This is a genomic window from Virgibacillus chiguensis, assembly GCF_900129865.1.
GTDB lineage: Bacteria > Bacillota > Bacilli > Bacillales > Amphibacillaceae > Virgibacillus > Virgibacillus chiguensis.
This window is the reverse complement of the sequence record NZ_FQXD01000002.1, coordinates 211,894-230,872: the sequence shown is the minus strand read 5'-3', so window position 1 is coordinate 230,872 and position 18,979 is coordinate 211,894. Positions and strand designations below refer to the sequence as shown.

19 protein-coding genes are annotated in these 18,979 nt (G+C 36.0%); 15 read left to right on the top strand and 4 right to left on the bottom strand.

The window, feature by feature from the left end:
- Positions 1-511: 511 nt before the first annotated feature.
- Positions 512-1,465 (bottom strand): COX15/CtaA family protein, encoded by a 954-nt coding sequence (locus tag BUB45_RS03580; RefSeq protein ID WP_073005340.1) that lies wholly within the window; start codon positions 1,463-1,465, stop codon positions 512-514.
- Between the two features lie 813 nt (positions 1,466-2,278).
- Between BUB45_RS03580 and cyoE the strand changes: the two genes are divergently transcribed.
- From cyoE to BUB45_RS03545, 7 genes are all read left to right on the top strand, one after another.
- Complete coding sequence (gene cyoE, locus BUB45_RS03575) at positions 2,279-3,223, top strand: heme o synthase (RefSeq protein ID WP_073005338.1); 945 nt, start codon at positions 2,279-2,281, stop codon at positions 3,221-3,223.
- Between the two features lie 61 nt (positions 3,224-3,284).
- Complete coding sequence (gene coxB / locus BUB45_RS03570; RefSeq protein WP_073005336.1) at positions 3,285-4,337, top strand: cytochrome c oxidase subunit II; 1,053 nt, start codon at positions 3,285-3,287, stop codon at positions 4,335-4,337.
- Positions 4,338-4,376: 39 nt separating this feature from the next.
- On the top strand, positions 4,377-6,230 hold the full coding sequence (ctaD, locus tag BUB45_RS03565) for a cytochrome c oxidase subunit I (RefSeq protein WP_073005334.1): 1,854 nt from the start codon (positions 4,377-4,379) through the stop codon (positions 6,228-6,230).
- Positions 6,231-6,854, top strand: coding sequence for a cytochrome (ubi)quinol oxidase subunit III (locus tag BUB45_RS03560; protein WP_073005332.1), 624 nt, complete (start codon positions 6,231-6,233; stop codon positions 6,852-6,854).
- Between the two features lie 3 nt (positions 6,855-6,857).
- A complete protein-coding gene (gene ctaF / locus BUB45_RS03555) occupies positions 6,858-7,172 on the top strand; it encodes a cytochrome c oxidase subunit IVB (RefSeq protein ID WP_073005330.1) in 315 nt (104 codons plus the stop codon).
- A 127-nt stretch (positions 7,173-7,299) separates the two neighbouring features.
- On the top strand, positions 7,300-8,205 hold the full coding sequence (gene ctaG / locus BUB45_RS03550) for a cytochrome c oxidase assembly factor CtaG (RefSeq protein WP_073005328.1): 906 nt from the start codon (positions 7,300-7,302) through the stop codon (positions 8,203-8,205).
- 501 nt (positions 8,206-8,706) lie between these two features.
- Positions 8,707-9,162 carry a DUF420 domain-containing protein gene (locus BUB45_RS03545; RefSeq protein WP_073005326.1) on the top strand — a complete coding sequence of 152 codons (456 nt, stop codon included), beginning with the start codon at positions 8,707-8,709 and terminating at the stop codon, positions 9,160-9,162.
- Positions 9,163-9,229: 67 nt separating this feature from the next.
- On the opposite strand, the gene ytvI is transcribed toward BUB45_RS03545, so the two are convergent.
- Both ytvI and BUB45_RS03535 read right to left on the bottom strand, forming a co-directional pair.
- Positions 9,230-10,288, bottom strand: a complete 1,059-nt coding sequence (ytvI, locus tag BUB45_RS03540; RefSeq protein WP_073005324.1) for a sporulation integral membrane protein YtvI — start codon at positions 10,286-10,288, stop codon at positions 9,230-9,232.
- Between the two features lie 258 nt (positions 10,289-10,546).
- Positions 10,547-10,912, bottom strand: a complete 366-nt coding sequence (locus tag BUB45_RS03535) for a YugN family protein (protein WP_073005322.1) — start codon at positions 10,910-10,912, stop codon at positions 10,547-10,549.
- Positions 10,913-11,231: 319 nt separating this feature from the next.
- Here BUB45_RS03535 and BUB45_RS03530 point away from each other — a divergent pair, with 319 nt between their 5' ends.
- From BUB45_RS03530 to coaD, 7 genes are all read left to right on the top strand, one after another.
- Complete coding sequence (locus BUB45_RS03530) at positions 11,232-12,299, top strand: CAP domain-containing protein (RefSeq protein WP_073005321.1); 1,068 nt, start codon at positions 11,232-11,234, stop codon at positions 12,297-12,299.
- Between the two features lie 310 nt (positions 12,300-12,609).
- Entirely contained in the window at positions 12,610-13,014 is a 405-nt protein-coding gene (gene ylbD, locus BUB45_RS03525; RefSeq protein ID WP_073005320.1) for a spore coat protein YlbD, read from the top strand.
- Positions 13,015-13,025: 11 nt separating this feature from the next.
- Positions 13,026-13,259: a YlbE-like family protein gene (locus tag BUB45_RS03520; RefSeq protein WP_073005318.1), complete on the top strand. Its 234-nt coding sequence runs from the start codon at positions 13,026-13,028 to the stop codon at positions 13,257-13,259.
- 50 nt (positions 13,260-13,309) lie between these two features.
- Complete coding sequence (locus tag BUB45_RS03515; protein ID WP_073005316.1) at positions 13,310-13,747, top strand: YlbF/YmcA family competence regulator; 438 nt, start codon at positions 13,310-13,312, stop codon at positions 13,745-13,747.
- 188 nt (positions 13,748-13,935) lie between these two features.
- Positions 13,936-14,211: a YlbG family protein gene (locus tag BUB45_RS03510; RefSeq protein ID WP_073005732.1), complete on the top strand. Its 276-nt coding sequence runs from the start codon at positions 13,936-13,938 to the stop codon at positions 14,209-14,211.
- Between the two features lie 293 nt (positions 14,212-14,504).
- Positions 14,505-15,059 (top strand): 16S rRNA (guanine(966)-N(2))-methyltransferase RsmD, encoded by a 555-nt coding sequence (rsmD, locus tag BUB45_RS03505; protein WP_073005314.1) that lies wholly within the window; start codon positions 14,505-14,507, stop codon positions 15,057-15,059.
- 15 nt (positions 15,060-15,074) lie between these two features.
- Positions 15,075-15,554 (top strand): pantetheine-phosphate adenylyltransferase, encoded by a 480-nt coding sequence (gene coaD, locus BUB45_RS03500; protein WP_073005312.1) that lies wholly within the window; start codon positions 15,075-15,077, stop codon positions 15,552-15,554.
- A gap of 643 nt (positions 15,555-16,197) precedes the next feature.
- Here coaD and ylbJ read toward each other — a convergent pair.
- Entirely contained in the window at positions 16,198-17,406 is a 1,209-nt protein-coding gene (ylbJ, locus tag BUB45_RS03495) for a sporulation integral membrane protein YlbJ (RefSeq protein WP_170861698.1), read from the bottom strand.
- Between the two features lie 454 nt (positions 17,407-17,860).
- On the opposite strand from ylbJ, the gene BUB45_RS03490 reads away from it, so the two are divergent.
- A complete protein-coding gene (locus BUB45_RS03490) occupies positions 17,861-18,871 on the top strand; it encodes a SepM family pheromone-processing serine protease (protein ID WP_073005300.1) in 1,011 nt (336 codons plus the stop codon).
- The last annotated feature ends 108 nt before the right edge of the window (positions 18,872-18,979 follow it).

The following is an 18,979-nucleotide window of genomic DNA, read 5'->3' as shown; positions in this document are numbered from 1 at the left end:
AGTCTGGCGATGGAACTGGACGTGAGTATTTGGTTATTTCGTTATCAACAAGCGCTTCATCCACAAGCAAAAGAGCAGGTTTAAATCCTGCTCTTTTTTACGTGATAGAAATGTTTGTTAAGTGGGGGGTAGCAATGCGAAATTAAATTCTTCGCTTAAGGAGATACTTTCTCTACAAAAGTTTAAAAAAGTAACCGATATAAGCCAAGATTTAGGGTTTAGAAACTAGGCTTAACATCATAAGGACTTGTGGATACCTATAGTTTTTTGATAACTGTAGGTAATAATGATGGCTACTTCGCACTTGTAATAAAAATAATTTATCTTGGGTATAAGATGTTGTAGATTCCCGCTTCAACAATCGGAGATGTGCTAAACAAGTCTAAGTGGGAGATCACAAACAGTACCTAAATCTTCTGTACCGTAAGAGGACTTTTAAGTCATATCCTTGGGCTACTAGCCATCAGTGGGGATGAAAGCTCCCCGCTGATTGAAGATTCACTTTATGTGTTTACAATGAAATTTGCGTCTCTGACTTATTGTTGTCTGTTTGTTTTGCATATTTAGCACTACGTGTCGCGTGTAAAATAAAATATGTTAACATACCAAAAAATAGCGATATAATAAGTGCATGCATTAAAGCGGTAGCTAAGTGCAATCGTGTAAATATAATCATAGCACCAAAGAATACCTGTAAAGTTATTAAACTAATAACCGTCCACCACCCCCAAAACATTAACTTATTATTCTTGTAGGTGCGTATCATGCGAAAAGCGAATATAACCGTCCATAAAAATAAAATCCCTGCAGCAAGCCTATGCCCCATTTGAATCCATTGCGGTATAACGTAATTAGAAAAGTCTAGTGGAGCCTGGTTGTTACAAAAAGGCCAACTCTTACAAACTAAATTTGCGTCAGTGTGGCGCACGAGAGCTCCAGAATAAACGACGAGCATCGTGTAGATGGTTAAAGCATAAATTTCCAATCGATGCGCTTTTTTTATTAAAAGTGACTTTGCATCAAATTTTTTATCTACCTCAAAAATAAGTAACATTAACAGAAATACAGCAGCAAAAGAAATTAATGAAATTCCGAAGTGTGCAGCAAGGGCGAAATCAGATTGTCCCCATACCACAGCTGCCGCTCCAATGAGTGCTTGTAAAATTAAAAATAAAACGGAAAGTATAGAAAGAAATTTAACCTCGCGAACATGACCAAGTTTAATCCAGGCTAAAATCGCCAAACCTATAACGGCAAATCCAACTACACCAGTAACTAATCGATGGCTTAGTTCAATAATTAATTCCGGTGTAATTTCAGAAGGCAACCATTCCCCTTCACATAAAGGCCAGCTATTTCCACAGCCATCTTCTGAGCCGGTTTTTGTTACAAGAGCACCCCCAAGCAACACAAATGTCATTCCAAGTGTCGCTACAATAGATAACCATTTTAAGCTTTTTATCATAATTATTGCCTCGCTTTTTATGTATTATTCACGCTAGTGTAAGTATACCTTTTCATCTACACATTCGTTCAAAAACATCATAGAAATAAGGGAGGAAGCATCATCCTTAGATTAAGTACAGAAGGGGGATTTTGAGAATTATTTTCTACAAAACTATTTGTTAATCCTGTATATAAAGTGCTGTAAACTCCACTTTCAAGTCAAAGCGAGAGATCATAGCACCTAAATCGTGGGGAATAGAAGAACCTCCCAATATTTGAAGACTCCCTTTACATATACAAATTCTGAAAGATAGTAGCTTCAGTTATGTGATAGCAGAAATTTTCTGCTAGATTCATCATAATATTAGTAGCGCCTAAAAAGCAAAGAATTAATTAGAAACAGTTCAATCTGTTAAAGGATTGTGTTAATATTAGCAGGTAATCATTTCATTGCAAAAACTGCATTTATCTTAACATGAAAACAAACTATTTTCACTATAAAAATAAAAAACGCTTGCATTGTTTTCGTATGTTTGCTAGAAATAGTGTAGGGGAATAAGTTGCAACTTAGATAATTGAGGGAGAAAGACTGCATACATAGGTGATTCGCTAACTAATTTAAAACAGTTCGCATTTGTAACAAATGATTCACAAAAACGTCACAAAAAATTACTTATTTTGAAGTAGAATAGGCATGAGGGGGTTTTTCATATAGTATTAGATTTGTAGAAATAATTTTAAGATACAATCAAATTTTTGTAACGCTGTCACGATTTTCATTCGAAAGCATGTATCATATGTTTCTACAATTGTGTAAAGGGGGGGGGAAGGGATGGATAAAGTAGAGGCAGCTACTTCACAGGTTATTACGAATACGTCATCAACCGAAAAAAACAAGCCAGTTTCTACACTTGATGATATTAAATCACTAATAAAAATAGGAATTATTAACTCCAATTTAATTACAGTTTTCACTGGATTTTGGTTGGCAATTTATTATAGTGGATATACATTTACGGATTACATCGGCACGTTTATTATTACGATGTTAGGAAGTGCTTTGGTGATTGCCGGTGGATGTATGCTTAATAACTGGTATGACATTGATATTGATCCAGTTATGAAGCGAACGAAAACTCGACCAACTGTAACGGGTACAATCTCGCTTCCGACGGTACTCGTACTAGGGTTAATTACATCTTTTGCTGGTCTTTTACTTTTACTATTTACAACCATAGAAGCAATGTTGTTTGCGTTTCTAGGCTGGTTTTTCTATGTAGTGCTATATACGATGTGGTCAAAGAGAAAATATACACTTAATACGACAGTTGGTAGCTTTTCTGGTGCTGCGCCACCACTCATTGGTTGGGCTGCAGTAAACCCGAACTTTCATATCGTTCCGCTTATATTATTTTTAATTATGTTCATTTGGCAAACACCTCATTTTTTAGCATTAGCAATGCGAAAGAATGAAGAATATAAAGCGGCAAGAATACCTATGTTGCCCGCAGTCCATGGTTTTGAAATGACCAAGCGACAAATCACCATTTATATCGCATGTTTATTGCCGTTGCCATTTTATTTAACTTCTTTAGGCACAACATTTGTCATCTTGGCGACTTTGTTAAATGTTGGATGGCTAGGGCTTGGAATGAGTGGTTTCTTTATGAAAGATGATATTAAATGGGCGAATATTATTTTTATATACTCTTTGAATTATTTAACCATTCTCTTTTTATTAATGGTTATAGTAACGTGGAATTCGCCATTTAGTTAAATTTTGTCCTTAATGTTTTTTATATAAGGAGCAACAAGAAAAGAAAGAGAGGTATGGATACATGAAAGGTTGGATGGGAAAATTTAAATTTGTATTCCTCTTAAGTTTTCTAGCCATCATCCTTGCGGGATGTGGAAGGGAAAACTTAACGGCTCTTGTACCAAAGGGGTATGGTGCAGAGTCTTCCATGAATTTAATTGTTCTTTCAACAGTAATTATGACTTTTGTATTTATTGTTGTTCTTTCTGTTTATTTGATAGCGATTGTTCGCTTTCGCAAAAAGAAAGGGCAGGAGAATTACATTCCAAAGCAGGTGGAAGGTAGTAAAAAACTAGAAACTATTTGGACAGTGATTCCAATTATTTTAGTTTTGATCCTTGCAGTACCGACTGTTGCTGCTACTTTTGATTTGGCTGATGAGTCTGGTAAAAGTGATCACATTAATGTTGATGTTACTGGTAATCAATATTGGTGGCATTTTAGCTATGCAGATGAAGAAGTGCAAACAAGTCAGGATTTATACATTCCTACTGGAGAAAAAGTATACTTAAACATGAAATCCTCAGATGTTATTCACTCTTTATGGGTGCCAAGTATTTCAGGGAAAATGGATGTGAATCCTGAAAACGAAAACACAATGTATATTGAAGCAAATGAAGAAGGGGTTTATTGGGGCAAATGTGCAGAGCTATGTGGCCCATCACATTCACTTATGGACTTTAAGGTTATAGCTGTGAGTCCAGAAGAATATGAACAATGGGTAGCCGATATGCAAAGTGTAGATCCCGAAGAAAAACCACAAGATGCGGTTGCTCAAGATGGAAAAGCAGCGATGGAAGCAAACAATTGCTTGAATTGTCATGCGATCGGTTCATCGCCAAATGCAGTGGGGCCAAACCTAACGAACTTTGGAGATCGAACAAAAATTGCTGGCTACCTTGAAACAAACAAGCAAAACCTTGTGGATTGGTTATTGGATCCAGAATCCATAAAACCAGGTAACTTAATGACTGGTAAATACCCTGAACTATCTGAAGAAGAAGCAGACAGCATTGCAGAATATTTGCTGCAATTAAAGCCATCTGAAATTACTCCAGAAAGTGCAGGTAACTAATTAATAAAGGGTGGAAGATTGAAAAGGGAGGTTTATGATTTGAGTATTGCAGCTGCTCAAAAAAAGGGCTTCGGAGCTTTTTTATGGGATTATTTGACAACTGTTGACCATAAAAAAATAGCTCATTTATATTTGATTGGCGGAGGGTTTTTCTTTATCCTCGGTGGGCTCGAAGCAATGTTTATTCGTATACAATTAATTGCGCCTGAAAATGATTTTATTAGTGCAGGCTTATACAATGAAATGTTTACTATGCATGGAACGACGATGATCTTTCTTGCAGCTATGCCTTTGTTACTAGGATTAATGAACGCTGTCATGCCATTGCAGATTGGTGCACGTGATGTGGCGTTCCCGTTTTTAAACTCATTAGGATTTTGGTTATTTATGTTTGGAGGCATTCTATTAAACTGTAGTTGGTTTTTAGGTGGAGCACCAGATTCAGGTTGGACTGCTTATACACCGTTATCTGTGGAATCTCCAACACATGGTATTGACTTTTATGTCCTAGGCTTACAAATTTCTGGTGCGGGTACACTAATTGGGGGAATTAATTTTCTTGTAACCATTGTGACGATGCGTGCTCCAGGGATGACATATATGCGCATGCCATTATTTTCATGGACTACTTTTGTCACTAGTACATTAATTTTATTCGCGTTCCCAGCATTAACAGTAGGTTTATTCTTACTGATGTTTGACCGTATGTTTGGATCGGCGTTTTTCAATGTCGCTTTAGGTGGTAACTCTGTAATTTGGCAACATTTATTTTGGATCTTCGGGCATCCAGAGGTATATATTTTAATACTGCCAGCTTTTGGAGTGTTCAGCGAAGTTATTCCAACTTTCTCCAAAAAGCGTCTATTTGGTTATACAGCTATGGTCTTTGCAACCATTCTAATTGCCTTTTTAGGCTTTATGGTTTGGGCACACCATATGTTTACAGTAGGTTTAGGGCCGGTAGCGAACGCTATTTTTGCGATTGCCACGATGGCGATTGCTGTGCCAACAGGAATAAAAATCTTTAACTGGCTAGCGACGATGTGGGGTGGAAGCATAACGATTAATTCAGCTATGCTTTGGGCATTAGGGTTTATTCCGTCATTTACAATTGGTGGTATGACTGGGGTTATGCTTGCATCAGCTGTAGCTGACTACCAATACCATGATTCTTACTTCGTTGTAGCTCATTTCCACTATGTTATCGTTGGTGGAGTAGTTTTTGGTATTTTTGCTGGTCTACATTATTGGTGGCCGAAAATGTTTGGTAGAATTTTAAATGAAAAATTAGGGAAAATAGGTTTCTGGTTATTCTTCATTGGATTCCACTTAACGTTCTTTATTCAGCATTTCTTAGGGCTTATGGGGATGCCAAGACGTTATTGGGTGTTTTTAGAAGACCAAGGTCTAGATACGGGTAACTTTATTAGTACGATTGGTACGTTCTTAATGGCTATTGCTGCAACTATATTTTTAATTAATATTATCTACACAGCAGTAAAAGGAGAAAAGCCTGCTGGAGACCCTTATGATGGTCGTACTCTAGAATGGGCAATACCATCACCGCCTCCATATTATAACTTTAAACAACTACCACTTGTTCGTGGTCTGGATCCATTATGGATTGAAAAAATGGATGGTAAAGGAAAAATGACTCCTGCTGAGCCACTAGGGGATGTTCATATGCCAAATGGGTCGATATTACCTTTTGCCATGTCTCTTGGGTTCTTTGTTGCTGGATTCGGCTTTATTTATCAGACCGATCACCAAGCTTGGAATTTAGCCATATTTGTTGGGATGGGAATTGCGTTAGGATCTATGCTGATTCGTTCATTAAAAGATGATCACGGCTATCATATCAGCAAAGAAGAACTAGAAAGGGAGGCGGACTAAATGAGTCACGATCATTCCTTAAACCCTGAAACGATGCCACAAGAACCAGAAAAAGCAACGTTAGAAGGGAAAAATAAATTTTTAGGCTTATGGTTTTTTCTAGGTGGAGAAACTGTATTGTTTGCAAGTTTGTTTGGAACATATCTTGCTCTTCGTAACTCGACAGCTGGCGGTCCAAGTGGTCAGGATATATTTGGTTTAGAGCTTGTTTTTCTTATGACAATGTTATTATTGACTAGTTCATTGACTAGTGTTTATGCGATGTATCATATGAAAAATAATGACTTTAAAAAAATGCATCTATGGCTTGGAATTACAGCCTTTTTAGGGATTGGATTTCTAGCATGTGAAATTTATGAGTTTTACCACTATATTACAGACTTTGGTTTTACATTTAGGTCATCGGCATTTGGCTCAGCATTCTATACACTTGTTGGTTTTCACGGAGGTCACGTTGTCTTTGGACTCAGCTGGCTTATCGCATTAATGGTGCGAAATGCAAAACGTGGACTAAATTTGTATAATGCTCCTAAATATTACACGTTTAGCCTTTACTGGCATTTCATTGATGTTGTATGGGTATTTATCTTTACGGTTGTATACTTGATGGGAAAGGTGGGCTAATACATGACAGATAACACCAATACCAATTCATTTCAGAAACAAAAAAATAAGGAAGAAATGAAAAAGCAACTGATTACATTTGCATTAATGATTGGTTTTACGATTGTTGCTTTCTCTATTGTAGCAACAAATGCTATGGATAAGATGTTTGCAGTTCCGTTACTACTGATCTTAGCGCTCATTCAAGTCGGGTTCCAATTTTATTATTTTATGCATATGAAAGATAGAGGCCATGAGTTTCCAGCTATGATGATTTATGGCGGGGTATTCGCTGCACTATTAACGATAGCTGCTTTAGTAGCTATTGTATGGTGGTAAAAAAGGTCGGGTATTCCCGACCTTTTTTATTTCTAAGAATGTTTTGAAAAAATGTCAAACTTTATTAATGTCCACACGACGATAAGTAAGTTATAATGAATAAGACAATCCTTTTGAGGTGATTATCATGTGGCTAGAATTACAAATTTTTGGCTTCCGAGCTTTATGGAGTCCTTATTTTCTATTGTTCGTAATTGCGTTAGGAATGGTTTACTTTCTAATAACTGGACCATACCGACATAAATTTGGTGGTGATGAAAAACCATCTAAACTGCAGCAAGGTATGTTTTTGCTTGCGCTCGTATTGTTGTATGCAGTGAAAGGTGCTCCAACAGATTTATTGTCACATATGATGTTAACGGCACATATGATCCAAATGGCTGTATATTACTTAATTTTCCCTATTTTAGTCATTAGAAGTATTCCAGTGTGGATTTGGAAAAAAGTGATTCATGCGCCATTCATACAACCAGCATTTCGCTTGTTAACGAAACCATTGATATCGTTACTTTTATTTAATGGGTTATTTTCGCTGTACCATATTCCTGCTGTTTTTGACTTTGCCAAATCTACACAAATTGCACATACGTCCATTTCTTTAATTATTTTAGTAGCTGCTTTTATCGTCTGGTGGCCAATTTTGTCTCCGATAAAAGAAATGGATTCAATGAGACCAGTTTTAAAGATTGGCTATATTTTTGCGAATGGGGTTTTAATAACGCCGGCATGTGTTCTAATTATATTTGCAGATGTTCCGTTGTTTTCAGCGTACAGTCAAAATGGAGCCTGGTTACAAGCACTCGCCTTATGTGTACCTGGAGACGTACTAGATGGGTTAGCTGTACAAATTAGTGGACCTGAAATGTTTTCGCCAATGAGTACGTTGGAGGATCAGCAGCTTGGTGGAATTATTATGAAAATTATGCAAGAAATCACTTATGGAGTTATCTTGGCAAGAGTATTCTTTAAATGGTTTACAGATGAAAGTTTAAAGGTTGATCCTATGCCAGCTGATGTACAACATTCTCAATAAATGTGCGCATAGAGAGTGTAGTGGGGATTCAAACTTCATTTTTATCTGTTCCTATATAAAAGGTGACAAAAATGTTTCTTTAAAACTTGAATTGTCGCAAATAACGGGTCAGATAACAGGCCTTCCCCCCCTATTGGCTATGGGAGATTATAAAGTTTTTAGGGTTAATTATATAAGAAAACGACAACGCTTTTCCGCCATAAGAATTGGCGGAAAGCCATGTTTTCTACCTAATACAAAGGTCTATACACCATACTCTTTCGTAGGGAAAGAATCCCTTGCGAAAGGAAGATTCAATTCTTTTAAGTAACCCTATGTATCTAACAAAAAAGACTACTTGCACTAATCGAGTTTTATGTAATTTACAAGCCTCTTACCGTGCGAATTAATTTTTACTTTTTTTAGGTAAGTGCTTCGCTTGTTAAAGTTTAACTTGTTAAAATGCAAAAAATAAGAATGCTACTTGTTTCTTGATTTATTAAATAGGAGAGTGGATTTAGTATGCCAATTTTACCAACAATAAGTACTTTTTTTATTGTTATAAGCGCTGTTTTTGTAGCTATTGGCTGGCGTTTCATAGTAAAAGGAGAAGCAGTAAAACATAAAAAAGCTATGATAACAGCTGCAGTTAGTGCTATTATATTCTTTATTATTTACATGTCCAGAACAATATTTATTGGGAATACGAGTTTTGGAGGACCAGAAGATTTAGAAATATATTATACAATCTTCTTAATATTCCACATTACTTTGGCAACTACAGGTGCTGTGTTTGGTATAGTAACCCTAATATTAGCGTTTAAGCGCAATATTCGTGTACATAGAAAAATTGGGCCAATCACTAGTGTTATTTGGTTTTTTACGGCTATTACAGGAGTAGCAGTATATTTATTGTTGTACATTTTATATGATGGTGGGGAAACAACGAGTTTAATTAAAGCTATCTTAGGAACATAAAAAAACGGGAAGTTACCAAAACTTCCCGTTTTTTGAATTACACAGAGTAGTCTTATACGAAATTACATTAGATTTTTATATTCCACTTAATAATCCCAGCTTCTTTAGCCGAATTGAAGGTAATTACGATCAGTGGACCAAGTATAAATCCTAGTAATCCTAACAATTTTAAGCCGATAAACATAGAGATTAACGTGGCCAATGGAGAAAGTCCTATATGCTGCCCCATTACTTTCGGTTCAACGGTTCTACGAATGGCAAGTAAAATAATGGCTAATATAGACAATTGTATTCCAAGGGTTGTATCTCCCGCCATAAACATAAATAACGCCCATGGCCCGAGGATAGCAATGGAGCCGATGATGGGGATTAAATCCACAATCCAAATAATTAATGTCATAATAATGGCAACTTCGGGAGCAATAAACAAAAGACCAATTAAAGTTACGACTAAAATGATTAAGCTAACTAGGAACTGCGCTTTAAAGAAACCTAAAAACACGTTTGTCACTCGTTGATTCATAAACGATACTTTTTCTGCTGTTTCCTTTGTCATCATGTGGTACATCTTTGCTTTAAGGATAGGCAACTCCAGCATGAAAAGAAACAAAGCAATTAAATATACGATAAAGCTAATTAAATACTGCGGAATGGAGGAAACGAGTTGCGCAATTCGTTCAATAGTAATCGTTTCTTTTGCGTTGGTCGTTAACGTATTCAAATTTGCTTCAATACTTGAAGATACTTGTCTTACAAATTCATTTGGGAGGTCATCTGTGTAACGTTGAACTTGCCCTTCCCAATCCTGATAAATCCTATTTAACTCATTAAAATGTTGTGGCACTTCTTCTACAAAATTAACAACTTGGGTAACCGCTCGTGTAATAGTAAACGTTCCTACTACTCCAAGAACGATTAAAAACAATAAAAAAACAATGGTTACGGATAATTTCCGATTGACCTTTAATTTTTTTTGCACTAATCTTATTATTGGGTTTAAAATAAGTGCTGTTACAAAAGCCACAATCAAAGGAATGGATATCGGTAAAACAAAAATGAAAAATAAGATTAATAAAATAGTTAAAAAAATTAGTGACCAATGACGTTTAGTTATATTGCGAAACAAAGTAATATGCTGGCTCCTTTCATTATCAAACAATAACGATATACTTATAAAAAATATAGCATTAAATAGCTAATTTGAACAGAATTAATTACTATTACCGGGAGAATATATTTCGACTACAATGAAAAGAGAGAAAATCTACTGCAAAAAGGGCTATAAAATATCTAAATATGGTCGTTAAATATAGAAAACCGACTACCTTCATTATCGGATGGCGTCGGTTTGTTTGAAAATTCATTCCATATCTAAGGACATAAATTATTGTTTTAGTTGGTTTATCTCTGTTTTTAGTTGACTAATATGGCTTTTAGCTCGTTCTACTATATCACTTGGGAAATTCTCTTCTTCCCCATATTCAACCCCATGCGGATAGTAATGTTTACCTAATAACGGCGTCAACATTTGAATGACTGCATCACCACGATCGACATCGCCTTCTACCGCATAGCCTTGGATTCGGATATAGTATGTAATGCCTTTCTCGTCAGAGTCGATCCGATAATCATACGTAACGCGCTCATAATCCCATTGCCCTGCCCGGATAAAAGCATGTTTTGCTGTTACATGATCAAGCGGTTTTAAATCAATAATTTCTTCTTCTAATCCAGTATTTTCTAATTTCATTTTCCCACCTCACCTTGTTATCCTCACTATACTATATTAGTATGAAATATAACAACTTTCAATGAAAAAGACACGGTGCAATATAAATATTTGCCGCAAGTGATTTTTTTTATTATGATACAGTAAAATACTAGAATAAATAGCATGATATATTTGATGCAACATATACATCGTATAAAGTGATTTTTTAAATAGTAGGTTAGTGAGTGTATGTTATCTGTTCTCAAAATTCATTCCGTTTTCTTGTAAGTAAATTAAAGATATGGAGATTGAAAACCTTACTATAAGCTTCATGAAAAATGAAAAGGAGAAGCGAATAATGCGATTTATACGAAACCTCTTACTTTTAGCAGTAGTCGCTGTTGTCGGTTTTTATTTGTTGGAAAGTAGTGAAACATCTCCCAAAGAAACGATGCAAATAATTAGTGATACAGTAAAAGAAAAACAGCAAATGATTAAAACAAAAGACGTACCAGAAGATAGACCCGATATTGCTTTAGAAGGTGATATATTTAAATGGTATGGCAAATCAAGTGAGCAATTAAAAGATGAATTAGGCGAGCCAGTTAGAAAAGATTTAAGTGCTTATGGTTACACGTGGTGGGTTTATACAAATGATAAGGACCAATATATTCAATTCGGGTTGATGGATGGAACGATTCAGACTATTTATGCGACTGGCAAAGGAACAAATATCAAACCTGTTGCCATTGGAGAAAGTTATGAAAAGGTGCAAAAGCATTTTCCATTTAAAGAAGAAATAAATTATAGAGACGGACTTGCTTCTTACACATTTAAGCTAAGCGCTGACGATAGAAAAACGCGGCCATTAGTAAAAATTTCTGATTCTATTTTCATGCAACTTTATTTTGATACTTTTCAACAACAATTATCTTCTATCCGAATTGTTGACATTGATGCTCTTTTAAAGCATCAACCTTATGAATTGCAATATAGAGGTAAAATCCCAGAAAAACCGAGTTTGTCTGATGAGGAATGGGAAAAAGTAGAAGCCGGTATGGAACAACAAGTGTTAGATATTACTAATATTATGCGGCAACAACGGAATAAAGATAAGTTACAGTGGGAAAAATCAGTTGGAGAAGTTGCCTATTTTCACAGCAAAGATATGGCTGTTAATAAATATTTTTCTCATTCCAGTCAAGATGGAAGAGGGTTAAAAGAACGTTTAGAGGAAGGAGAAGTATCCTTTGTTGCAGCAGGTGAAAATATTGCAGCGCAATACCCAGATGCTGCTGCTGCAATGGAAGGTTGGTTGAATAGTAAAGGTCATAGAGAAGCTTTGTTAAGTGATAAATATACACACTTAGGTGTTGGTGTATACCGATTATATTATACGCAAAATTTTTTAGCTAAACCTTTTTAGTAAGCAGGAAGTTAGAAGCTATTCCAAAAAAATATTAGATTGTACATTGTTAGAACCAAACGGTTAGGAGCTAATGACCAACTGCTCCTAACCATTTTTTATGCAACGATAGTGACTTAAAGTTTTAGAAAAACAAAGGCTTTTATTTTTTTAAAAGTGAAACAGTGTAATGTTGATAGTAACCAAGCCTTGCGACAAGCCGTATGCTTCTAACAATATAAGTAGGGGCAAGTACTTGTTAATCACAAGCGTTCACATATAGCATAAGCTAATTAGTACATATGACTATATGCAAAAGAGGTGACTATGTATGAGTGATCAAGATTTACACCCTTCTGTAAGTGAATTTAAGCAATTTATTAATAAACACCCTCAATTGATCAAAGAAGTCCGTAAAAGCGGAAAACCGTGGCAAGACATATACGAAAAATGGGTATTACTTGGTGAGAATGACCCTTATTGGGATAGATTTAAACAAGCAGATGGAGATAATAATGAAAGTAAATCAAAAGATAATCAGTCGAATGAAAATAATAAAGAACTATTTAGTCAACTATTAAAGATGACAGAATCAGTGGATTTAGAAAAGGTGCAACGTCAAATGGAGCAATTTAGTTCTTCTATATCTACTATTCAAGAAATAATTTCGCAATTTAAGCAGACAAAGGACACGAAACAACCAACCAATGAACGGATGGGGTGGTTTCGTGATTAAGGAGAATAAATATGGATCCGTTATGTTATGACTATTTAAAACAGCAACCTGAACTTTTACAATTTGTCCGTATGAATCCAGTTTGGTATCGTTATTTATCCCGCGACCCTTCTCTGTTACCAGAAGTGAAAAAAGAAGCAAAAAGATTCTATGGGAAAACATTTCCTCAACAAGTAGAAAAGGTGAATCAGCATATGCAAATGGTTAGTATGTTAATGCAGTTCGCTGGAGCAATGAAAGACTAAATATTTTCACATACTATAAAAAATGGTACTATGAAGGAGGAGGTGTTAGGATGATAGCGACAATGGACTACGTAGCACTCCTAGATCAATCAGAAGAACTAACTAAAATGATCTTAGGTTCTGATGTTATGGAAGCTTATCATCATGCTCAGAAGGAACTACAAGCAGATGCAGAGGCCCAAAAGCTCATTCAAGCTTTTTCCTCGATAAAAGAGCATTATGAAGATATACAACGGTTTGGCAGATATCATCCAGATTACAATTCTATTATGAAGGAAGTGCGTAGAGTAAAGCGTGAAATGGATATGAATGACAAAGTCGCTTCCTTTAAAATTGCTGAGCGCAATTTGCAAAAACTATTAGATGATGTCAGTCAATATATAGCAAATAGTGTAAGTGAACAAATTAAAGTGCCTAAAGATGGAGCGGCTCTAAGTGATAGCGGCTGTGGTTGCGGTAGTGGTGGCAGCTGTGGTTGCGCTTCTTAAATGGGTAGAGGAACATATCGTATGGATCTGATACCATGAACAAATCAATGAGCGGGGAGTTCTTCTTTCATCCCCACTCATTGTTGCTAAATATATAAAACTTAGCTAATTCACTAAGGAAGCCGCGGGGTGCCCGTGGTTTGACTTTTAAATAATTGATGTAACTGTAGGGGAGCGAGGTGAAAAAAATGCGGGCAGAGCGTCAAGGCTTAATCGTTTGGTTCCAGCATATGAAGAACTTAAAGCAAATTAAGCGATATGGACATTTGCTGTATAGTTCTAAAAAAATGAAATATGCGGTTATATATGTAAATCAACAAGAAGTAGAAAAAGTGGAAAAAAAACTACTGAAGCTAGCATTTGTTTCTAAGGTGGACAGATCATATAAGCCGTTTGTAGAAACAAACTTTGAAAATGCTAAACCAGATAAAGCAAAACAATACGATTATAAAATGGGGATTTAAAAAAGAAAAAACCTGCAGAAATAGTTCTACAGGTCCCTTTGTTTCCTAGTAAAGAAAACAAAAAGGCAAAGGGAGAGGAGAAACCGGAAGAAGAACTTATGGGGAAGTGTAAGTCTTCTCCGTTTAATGAAACAGCCAAAGTTATTTATAGCTGATTCATTACATTAGTATGGACGTTTCTTTGAATAATATACATGATGCGGATTATTTTTAGGTTTCCCTGTTATTGTTTTTCGTTTTCCTATTTTTATGTTAGGATAAATGTCGAATAATGGTAAAGTGGAGGTGAAGCAATGCGAATAATTGCTGGAGAGCATAAAGGAAGGCAATTAAAGGCAGTTCCAGGCCGTATGACTCGTCCAACAACCGATAAAGTGAAGGAAGCCGTTTTTCAAATTATGGGTCCCTTTTTTGATGGTGGTAATGCACTAGACTTATTTGCTGGAAGTGGCGGTTTAGGAATAGAAGCATTGAGTAGAGGGATAGATCGAACGATTTTTGTGGATAAATCACCACAAGCGATACATATCATAAATGAAAATCTACAGAAATTGGATCTCGTTAGTCGATCTGAAGTGTTTCGTGCGGATGCATTTCGAGCTTTACATGCAGCTGCTAAGCGTCAGTTGTCTTTCCAGTTAGTCCTATTAGATCCTCCTTATGGGAAGGTAAAGCTTGAAGAATTGTTACAAAAAATGTTGGACTTGAACTTGATAACTACGAATACATGGGTATATTGTGAGCATGATCTATCCGAGCAATTACCTGTTGCACATCCTCGTCTTGCCATTGTCAAACAAGCGAGTTATGGAGGTACGATTTGTACGACCATCTACAAAGTTAAATAGAAGGGAGCGCTTATCTTGACTAGATTGGCGATTTGTCCGGGAAGTTTTGATCCCGTAACCTATGGACATCTAGATATTATTCAGCGTGGCGCTAAAATTTTTGATCATGTTATCGTCACTGTATTTAATAATCAATCAAAAGACCCATTATTTACGGTGAAAGAAAGAATAGAACTGTTGAAAGCTTGTACAAGCGATTTACCCAATGTAACTGTAGATTCATCTAGTAGTTTACTTATGGATTATGCAAAATCCAAAAATGCTCAAGCTGTTATTCGTGGCTTGCGTGCTGTTAGTGATTTTGAATATGAAATGCAAATTACGTCAATGAATAGGCAGCTGTATGCAGACATAGAAACTTTTTTTATGATGACGAATAATCAGTATTCTTTTCTAAGCTCCAGTATAGTTAAAGAAGTTGCTAAATACCGTGCAAATGTTAGTGATATGGTTCCTAACGTTGTTGAGGAAGCTTTAGCTCGTAAATTTAAATAAAATTGCAATATTTAATATATGATAGGGTTACGAGTAACAAATACATAATGGTATCAGTATGAAATTTTCGAGGAGTATGTAATATAGAAAAATATACCATTTCACGCGTTTATGAAGCAACTAAATCATTTTCACTATATGTGATTTTCAGGGGATATAAGGTGCTGTAAGGTCCACTTCGAGAATGGAGAGATGAGCTTAGGCGAGTATAAATAAAGAGATAGCAGCACCGAATCCTTTTTTTCGCTGTAGATAATTGAAAAATCTAGGACTATTGTCAAAATCAATTTTTTGTCGTCTAGGATATTATCAAATTTAGCAGCTGTTGATAAACTTACTAAGTTATTTAGCCACGTCCAGCGCCCAGCAACTAGGCGACTTCACTCCATTGCTCTAAGCTAAGTCATCATCGGTTCGTTCTAAATAGGAAGGTCGACTAAAGACGGGCTTGCCGGAGGGCGAAGGCATACTCCTGTTGCAGGAGCATAATTCCTAAAACTTTTGTTGACTCGTTCCACTCGCTACGTTGTTAAACGGGCGCCCCGAGCCTTTGTTCAGACTACTACAATCCGCGTGATAATAGAAGCCGTAAAATGCAATCTTTTCCCCCACTGGAAGACTGTTTACACTCTCCTGCTTCCAATCAGTTTTGTCTTCGGTTATATAAGAGGAACAGCGAAAATCCAATAAAAACGATTGTTACTAACGGCCCAATGGCTACTAATTTTTCCAAAATTACACTCCATGTATTCTCAGGCACATCAAGATGTACAGGTACTACATGCATATCAAAAACTTTTCGGTCAATATATAAAGGTTTATACAGAAGAATCGTTAATATGCTTGCAAATAGACCGTGAAGAATACGGGCAAAAAAATATGGGGCAAATCGGATATCTGTTTTAGCAAGAATGCTCGCTACTTGAGCTTGGACAGAAAATCCATTAAAGCCAAGTATAAAACTGACAAAAACTGCTTGTAAAAATAATGTATCTTGAACAACCGAGATACTCTGAACACCGATGGTAATTTCAAACAGACCGGAAAGTATAGGTAAACCAAAATCGCTTGATATAGAAAAGAAAGTTAATAAATCTCCTAAAAACTGACCGATAAAAGCAGAAATGCCTGTTAAAAAAAGTAATTTCGTCAATACAGAGAATAATACAATGAATCCACCAACCATTACTAACGTTTTTACAGAATGAACCACTGCATCACCTAGAACTTCTCCCAATGGACGCTTATCTTCCAATCTTGTACGATGCATAGCGGAGAAAGCTTTACGTATAGAATAGTTGGGCGTTTCATCTATCCTTTCTTGTTGAGACCGGTCCTTCCTTTTTCCATAAAAACGCATGCAAATTCCGACAAATGTATTACCCAAATAATGACATACTGCAAGTAAAATGCCTAAAGAAGCATTTTGAAAAAAACCTACAGAAATAGCAGCGAAAATAAATAGTGGACTTGACGCATTTGTAAAAGCTATTAATCTCTCGGCTTCAATTCTTGTTAATTGTTGTTCTTCCCTTAAACGAGTAGCTATCTTGGCTCCTGTCGGGTAGCCGCTAGCCATGCCCATAAACCAACCGAAACTGCCTGTACCAGGTACGTTAAACAAAGGGCGCATAACGGGCTCGAATAAAACACCTATGAATTGAACGACACCAAAACTAATTAGCAGTTCAGCGATGATGAAAAATGGAAGTAGCGAAGGGAACACGACCTCCCACCAAAGATTTAATCCGCGAATACTTGCTTCCAATGATTGATCTGGAAATCTTATTAAAGATATAGCAATAAATATAGTGGTCATAGAATAAAGGATTGTTTTTAATATTTGTGTCAAAAGTAGTGCCTCCCACCATTTTTTCCTTACTCTGTACTTATTTAAAGGTTAGTAGTAAAATTGGAATATCGTTTCTTGTGTAAATATGTTCACTCGGTTTTTTGTACTATATATAAAGCAGAAAGTTTTAAGGGTAGTAATATAAGAAAAACGGTAGCTTCCTTCATAAAGAATTAGCGGTAAGAAAGTTTATCAAATACGAGTATACTTAAATATACGCTTTAGTATCATGGTTTTATGCCAATACTTTCATAAGTAATGCAATATTTCCTTTGAAAATTGTTTTTAAAAGTTGGGGTAAAGATTTGAGTTTTTCGTTGAGCGATTATCTTGCATTTAAGGAGAAAGCCTATGGAAAAGAATTGCAGCATGTTGTGATATAACGCATACATATTTGGAGTGGATGTTAGATATCACTATATTAGGGTAAGAATTCGTATGCGGAGGGAAGACAATGAAAAAAAAGTATATTATACATATATTGTTGGTTGTCGTAGCAGTATATTTTTTAGCAATATTTCAATTACCGTATTATATTTACAAACCTGGCGGAGCTGATGCCCTCAACCCGATTGTTAAAGTTGAAGATGGTTTTGCTAGTGAAGGAGATATGCATTTAGTAACAGTTAGTGGTGCTAAAGCCACCCCTATGCAGTTTCTTTTGGCGAAAATATTACCTCATCATGATGTGCTACCGATTGATGAAGTATTTCCTGAAGGGATCACAGATGATGAATATATGCACGTACAGTTACAAATGATGGAAAATTCTCAAGAGGCTTCCACGGTGGTAGCCTACCAATCAGCGGATAAGGATATTTCCATTGATTTTAACGGGGTATATGTTGCAATGGTTGTAGAAAACATGCCGGCAGAAGGTAAATTAGAGTTGGGCGATCGCATTATAGGGATAGACGATAAGAAGGTGAACCAAGCTGATGATTTGCTCGATTATATTGAAACGAAGCAAGTTGGTGACAGTATAACTGTGAAATTTGTCCGGGAAGAAAAAACGATGACGGAATCAATTACTTTAGAAGCAGTAAAAGATTTAGATAATAAACCTGGCATTGGCATTCAATTAGTAACAGATCGTGCTGTTTCTGTTGATCCAGAAGTGAAGTTCTCTAGTGGCCAGATTGGTGGTCCTAGTGCCGGTTTAATGTTTGCATTGGAAATTTATGATCAATTGACAGAAGAGGACATTACACACGGTTATGAAATTGCAGGTACTGGAGAAATTGATTATGATGGCAATGTGTATCGCATTGGTGGCATTGACAAAAAAGTAGTTGCTGCAGATAGGGAAGGGGTAGATGTATTCTTTGCTCCTAACGAACAAGGAAAAGAAGGGTCCAATTATCAAATTGCTTTAGAAAAAGCAAAAGAAATTGAAACGGATATGGAAATTGTACCAGTAGACACGTTTGCGGACGCGATTACTTATTTAGAAGGATTAAAATAGTGAAAAGACCTGCCCCGAGTATGTTTGAAGGGTAGGTCTTTTGTTTTCTTTAAGAAATTCCCACGAAAAGTTCTGCTATAAAAATTTGGTGATAAGCCAAGTTTTTCT

Coding starts and splice junctions, on each gene's coding strand:
- BUB45_RS03545 (WP_073005326.1), top strand. CDS start 8,707: ATGCCAATTTTACCAACAATAAGTACTTTTTTTATTGTTATAAGCGCT.
- ctaF (WP_073005330.1), top strand. CDS start 6,858: ATGACAGATAACACCAATACCAATTCATTTCAGAAACAAAAAAATAAG.
- BUB45_RS03490 (WP_073005300.1), top strand. CDS start 17,861: ATGAAAAAAAAGTATATTATACATATATTGTTGGTTGTCGTAGCAGTA.
- BUB45_RS03560 (WP_073005332.1), top strand. CDS start 6,231: ATGAGTCACGATCATTCCTTAAACCCTGAAACGATGCCACAAGAACCA.
- ctaG (WP_073005328.1), top strand. CDS start 7,300: ATGTGGCTAGAATTACAAATTTTTGGCTTCCGAGCTTTATGGAGTCCT.
- cyoE (WP_073005338.1), top strand. CDS start 2,279: ATGGATAAAGTAGAGGCAGCTACTTCACAGGTTATTACGAATACGTCA.
- BUB45_RS03515 (WP_073005316.1), top strand. CDS start 13,310: ATGATAGCGACAATGGACTACGTAGCACTCCTAGATCAATCAGAAGAA.
- BUB45_RS03530 (WP_073005321.1), top strand. CDS start 11,232: ATGCGATTTATACGAAACCTCTTACTTTTAGCAGTAGTCGCTGTTGTC.
- coxB (WP_073005336.1), top strand. CDS start 3,285: ATGAAAGGTTGGATGGGAAAATTTAAATTTGTATTCCTCTTAAGTTTT.
- BUB45_RS03580 (WP_073005340.1), bottom strand. CDS start 1,465: ATGATAAAAAGCTTAAAATGGTTATCTATTGTAGCGACACTTGGAATG.
- BUB45_RS03510 (WP_073005732.1), top strand. CDS start 13,936: ATGCGGGCAGAGCGTCAAGGCTTAATCGTTTGGTTCCAGCATATGAAG.
- rsmD (WP_073005314.1), top strand. CDS start 14,505: ATGCGAATAATTGCTGGAGAGCATAAAGGAAGGCAATTAAAGGCAGTT.
- BUB45_RS03535 (WP_073005322.1), bottom strand. CDS start 10,912: ATGAAATTAGAAAATACTGGATTAGAAGAAGAAATTATTGATTTAAAA.
- ylbD (WP_073005320.1), top strand. CDS start 12,610: ATGAGTGATCAAGATTTACACCCTTCTGTAAGTGAATTTAAGCAATTT.
- BUB45_RS03520 (WP_073005318.1), top strand. CDS start 13,026: ATGGATCCGTTATGTTATGACTATTTAAAACAGCAACCTGAACTTTTA.